Annotated in this window: 5 protein-coding genes and 1 pseudogene; 2 read left to right on the top strand and 4 right to left on the bottom strand. The window is 55.0% G+C overall.

The window, feature by feature from the left end:
• Together H8Q75_RS07865 and H8Q75_RS07860 are read right to left on the bottom strand one after the other, a co-directional pair.
• Positions 1-504 (bottom strand): annotated as a pseudogene (locus tag H8Q75_RS07865) (hypothetical protein); the annotation flags it as partial.
• 241 nt (positions 505-745) lie between these two features.
• A complete protein-coding gene (locus H8Q75_RS07860; RefSeq protein WP_024124705.1) occupies positions 746-1,294 on the bottom strand; it encodes a DUF1269 domain-containing protein in 549 nt (182 codons plus the stop codon).
• Between the two features lie 141 nt (positions 1,295-1,435).
• Here H8Q75_RS07860 and H8Q75_RS07855 point away from each other — a divergent pair, with 141 nt between their 5' ends.
• Both H8Q75_RS07855 and H8Q75_RS07850 read left to right on the top strand, forming a co-directional pair.
• Positions 1,436-1,828, top strand: coding sequence for a 2Fe-2S iron-sulfur cluster-binding protein (locus H8Q75_RS07855; RefSeq protein ID WP_024124706.1), 393 nt, complete (start codon positions 1,436-1,438; stop codon positions 1,826-1,828).
• Between the two features lie 6 nt (positions 1,829-1,834).
• Positions 1,835-2,686 carry an inositol monophosphatase family protein gene (locus H8Q75_RS07850; RefSeq protein WP_024124707.1) on the top strand — a complete coding sequence of 284 codons (852 nt, stop codon included), beginning with the start codon at positions 1,835-1,837 and terminating at the stop codon, positions 2,684-2,686.
• Here the strand turns inward: H8Q75_RS07850 and H8Q75_RS07845 are convergent.
• Both H8Q75_RS07845 and H8Q75_RS07840 read right to left on the bottom strand, forming a co-directional pair.
• On the bottom strand, positions 2,683-3,414 hold the full coding sequence (locus H8Q75_RS07845) for a segregation/condensation protein A (RefSeq protein ID WP_024124708.1): 732 nt from the start codon (positions 3,412-3,414) through the stop codon (positions 2,683-2,685). The two genes, H8Q75_RS07850 and H8Q75_RS07845, sit on opposite strands and share 4 nt — an antisense overlap.
• Before the next feature lie 97 nt (positions 3,415-3,511).
• Positions 3,512-4,911 (bottom strand): ATP-binding protein (locus tag H8Q75_RS07840; RefSeq protein ID WP_297041080.1); only part of this gene is annotated, 1,400 nt, incomplete at its 5' end.

Genomic DNA, 4,911 nt, shown 5'->3' with positions numbered 1-4,911 from the left:
GGCATAGGCTGCGACCTCCCGGGGAATCCGCCGCGCAAAGCCGATCGCCCGATTTAATTGCCCTTCATGAAAGGCTACCTCTGCTAAGGCCAACACCTGATCAGACCACACCTCTAAGCGGCGATTAATCTCAGGGGCAAGGGGATGATCACGGGGCAAGTCGTCAATGAGATCAATGGCATGGAGCAAATCCTCAAGGGTGTGTCGCTCTGCCGCCTGTTGGGCGCAGTAGAGGCGAAAGGAGGCCGATGCCAGAGGCCAAAGGACAAAATCACAATTGCCGGGGGTGGTGGGTTGCCGCAGCAGCAGCCCCAGGGAGAGCCCCGAAATACCCACGGAAGTTAGCAGGGAGAGGCCAGCCGCCACTTGCCAGTGCTGCAACCAAGGCAAGTAGCGGCGCCACTGGTTGTTAACATGGGCGCCGAGACGGTTGAGTTGGCGCGATCGCCTACCAAAGCGCTTGAAGATCGCAATCCCTGCAGTTGGTTTAGTTTGATCCCGCACCGTCTCCCACTCCCCAACACTCCCAATTGGCATCCCTAACTCTGAGCACAATGCCCAGTGACAGCCCTTTTCTGAAACCGGGATTAAGGAACGGTGTTGTCTGACACTTGCTTTCGCAGTGTTGAGTGGGTTCCATCCTTGGGAAAAAGGCTGTCTCTAGGGAATGGCCAAACTTCTCAAAATTATCCTAATCAACTTAGATATTTAGGGCGAGAGCTAGACCAAAGACAAACTCAACAAACTAACTGTTCGTCGTTTCACTAGAGGTCGTTGCTTCGCTAGGGGCGGGCGCTTGGGAGGCCGCATTGCCTCGGTTGAGGGCTTCCTGCAACTTCGCTTCATCCTCCTTTGACAGGGAGGTGCGCAGGACTTTACCGCCAAAGGGAGCAATTTCCTCGAGTACTTTGTCAGGTGTGGCTTGACGGACCAATGTAAAGATGGCCGAGCTACCAGGAGCAATGGTTTGTCCCAACTCCTTGATGAAATTATCATCAATGCCAATATCGGTAAATTTGCCGGAAATCGCTCCCGCCACAAGACCCGCAGCCCAGCCCAAGAGCGGATTGAAGAACAAAAGACCAATTAATAGTCCCCAAAAGCCACCGCCAAGGGCACCCTGGAGGGTTAAATCCTGAGTCTGGGTGATTTTAACCTTGCCATCTTTAGTGCGCACGACAACCGCAGCGTCCTCAAGGTCAATGAGATGCTCACGCTGGAGTTTTAGTAACTGGATTAATACTTCGTTCGCCTTGTACTCATCATCAAATGCAATGACCACTAAGGTACTCATAACTTTAGGTCTCCCTACAAATGTGGCTCATAGAACCGCTCCTACCATAGCATTGTCATTAGCAGGTTGGGATTGCGGTATTGTAGCTAAGGGACAAGGCTAGGTCTTTGACAGCCCCTTTCACGCTAAGAGAGCGAGATCATGAGCACGCCACAAACCTACACTGTGACTATTCATGTGCGCCCCCTCAAGTCAGGGGATCCACCCACACGCACCTACACAATTACTGTTCCGGGCGATCGCTATATCCTGCAACACGCTGAGAGCCAAGGCCTTGAGTTGCCCTTTTCCTGTCGCAACGGTGCCTGTACCACCTGTGCTGTGCGTATTCTCTCTGGCCATGTCTATCAACCCGAAGCCATGGGACTCTCACCAGCCCTGCAAGCCCGCGGCTATGCTCTTTTGTGTGTGAGCTATGCCCGCTCTGACCTTGAGGTGGAAACCCAAGATGAGGATGAGGTCTATGAGCTGCAATTTGGCCGCTACTTTGGCAAAGGACGAGTACAGTTGGGGCTGCCCCTCGATGAGGATTAAGCAGCTATGTTAGCCGTGAGTTGCCCGCTGCCCGAGAGTGAGCGACAGCGTTACTTAGAAATTGCCACGGAGGCGGCCTTAGCAGGGGGTGCTGTCCTTCAGCACTACTGGGGCAAATTAAGTGAAATTGAGGAAAAAGGCCGCTCTGGTGACCTGGTCACGGTGGCCGATCGCCAGTCAGAAGCAGCAGTACTGGATGTGATTCGTCGCCATTGTCCAGATCATGCGGTGTTGGCGGAGGAATCAGGTCTTTCGGGACTCAAGAACAATCCATTCCTGTGGGCAATTGATCCGCTGGATGGCACGACCAACTATGCCCATCAATACCCCTTTAGTGCCGTGTCGGTGGCTCTCTTAGTGGAGGGGGAACCCCACATTGGTGTCGTCTATGATCCCTTTCATCGAGAATTGTTTCGCGCTGCAACAGGCCTCGGTGCCACCCGCGATCGCCAGCCCATTCACGTTTCCAGTACCGCAGAACTGAGTCACAGTCTTTTGGTTACCGGTTTTGCCTACGATCGCCGTGAAACGGCGGACAATAACTACGCTGAGTTTTGCTACCTGACCCATCTGACCCAAGGGGTACGGCGGGGCGGAGCAGCAGCCATAGACTTGGCCTACATTGCCTGTGGTCGCCTCGATGGTTATTGGGAACGGGGCCTCTCTCCTTGGGACTTAGCTGCTGGTGTAGTTCTTGTCCGTGAAGCTGGGGGCATCGTTACTGCCTACGATCAATCTCCTTTTCAACTGACATCGGGGCGGATTTTAGCCACCAATGGTCATCTCCACGCTGCCCTAAGCGAGGCTCTACTGCGGGTGAAACCCTTGGGCTTTTCATTTCTCCCAGAAGGACATTAACCTAGGTCTTCTAGGGAAATCGCGTCAGGCAGACAGGTCCGCACCTGTAGGGGTTGATAAAAATCTGTTTGTTGGAGATCCACCTTCGACTGGGCAGCGAGGAACAGCAGCGCCCAAAAGACACCCACGGAATCGGGCTTGCGCTGCAATAACTCCTGGAAGTCTAGCCATGTACCTTCGGGGGCCATTTCCCTGAGAAGGCTTTCCACTTCCCTAGCCATCTCCGTGAGGTTTTCTTGGTGAGCCAGTTGGGTAATGGCCTTGAGGGTGGTGGGACGGCGACGCTGCCGGCGTTGATGAGGCCGCAGCCCCTTTGGGCGATCGCTCTGAATGGCCAGGGTTTTCAGGTGGCCAATTAATTCTTCAAGGGTGAGGCGGCGCCATTGTTGGGGGGGCGCCACGGGGCGACGATGCAAATGCTGCTCTAGGGCATGGGGCAAAACCGCAAAGGACTGGTTTTCCCCAATCTCTGGCGGCTCCTCGCCTTCTGCTGCCGCTGGTGAAGGTTCAGTAACGGCCACTAGGCGATCGCTCTTGAGGAGCACCAGCATCGCTGCATACAAAAAGGCTTGCCCCGATTCACTGAGATTGGGTTCCCCCCGCCGTGCCAACTCCGCCAAACAGCGATCGCAGACATCAACAACTTGAATATCCCAGGGGTCAATTTCTCCCCGCTCCGCTAACTCAATCAAAATGTCAATGGCAGTATCGGCAAAAGATTGACTCATGACGGGCTGCCCCTCGTTGTTGTCTCTTGTAACCTCCTCCCGACGCTGAGCCGACGGCTAGAGGGCGGGACTGATAGCTCCCCAAAGCGCTCATTATTTAAAAACTCTCAGCAATGGGAATTGTAAAGTGAAACTTACTACCGCGATCGCGCCCCGCCGACTCCGCCCAAATTTGCCCCCCCAAATTGGTAATAATCTGGCGACAGATTGCTAGACCCAACCCTGTACCACCCGCCGAGCGCCGCAGTGCCCCCTCCTCCTGATAAAAGCGATCAAAAATCGTTTCCAAGCGATCGGGTTCAATACCGCGCCCTGTATCGGCTATGGTTACTTCTAATAACCCATCAGGACGGGGCTTTGCTGCAATGGAGACCTGCCCCGACTGCTCTGTAAACTTGCAGGCATTGTCCAGTAACTTCGAGAGCACCTCCACCAACCACTCACCATCGGCTCGCACCAGGGGCAGTTCCTCGGGCAAGATGGCCTGAATTGTCGGGAGTTGATCTTTGGGGGTGCGCAAACTACTGAGGGCCAAATCCACCAGTTCCTGGAGGGACAGCGGTTCCGGTCGCCACTGCACCCGGCCACTTTCCAACTGGGAGAGGGTGAGGAAGTCCTGAATCAGTTTCCGCATGCGCTCAGCATCGGCGAGGGCGGTACTCAGCATCACCTGCCGCAGTTCTGGATCCATATCAGGTTCGCTGGCTAGGCTTTCGAGGCAGACTTGAATGGTCGAAAGGGGTGTGCGCAGTTCATGACCTGTAATTGCAATTAGATTGCTGCGGGTACGATCTAATGCCTCCAATTGCGCATTGAGTTCTTCCAAATCGGCGTAGGCCTCTGCCTGAATCAGGGCAACCCCCACCTGGGTGGCGATCGCCTCCACTAATTCTGCGTCCATATCGTGCCACGGCAGCGCTTGGCCTCGGTGGAGTTCGACAATGCCCAAAAGTCGCCCCCGATAAAGAACAGGCGCCAGTAGGAGGGCTTTGACGCCGGCGGCATCGAGGGGCTTGAAACGGGTGGCCTCATAGTGGGGATCAGCGGCCACATCATCCACCTGAATCACCTGCTGATGCACCAGTGCCTGCTGCGTGTAGGGGTGCTCACTCACAGGCCAATACTGGTACTGCAAGGGGGGGAGGGCACCGCTAGTGTACTCGTGCTCGATGGGCACCCGCGTATCGGTACTGCGGCAACGATAAATTAGGCAGCGATCGCCCTTGAGGGCTTCCCCCAGCTCCGCCACGGTGCGAGTAAGAATTTCCGTGGGATTGAGGGAGTTGCGAATTGCCGTGGTAATCGCATTGGTGAGGCGTTCTTTGCGCTCTTGAATGGCAATTTGGCGGTAGGCCTTAATTTGCTTGTACTGGCCTGCCTGGAGATAGGTAACGAGGCGATCGACAAAGGGGGCAGGATCACGATTGCACCCCTCTAATTGGCGATAGGTTTCAACCAATACTAGACCTTCCCTGAGTTTCTCCTTGAGTTCAGGGC

The sequence above is a fragment of the Thermosynechococcus sp. OHK43 genome, assembly GCF_014466085.1.
Classification (GTDB): domain Bacteria; phylum Cyanobacteriota; class Cyanobacteriia; order Thermosynechococcales; family Thermosynechococcaceae; genus Thermosynechococcus.
The sequence above is the reverse complement of the archived record's forward strand: the minus strand, read 5'-3'. Positions and strand labels throughout refer to the sequence as shown.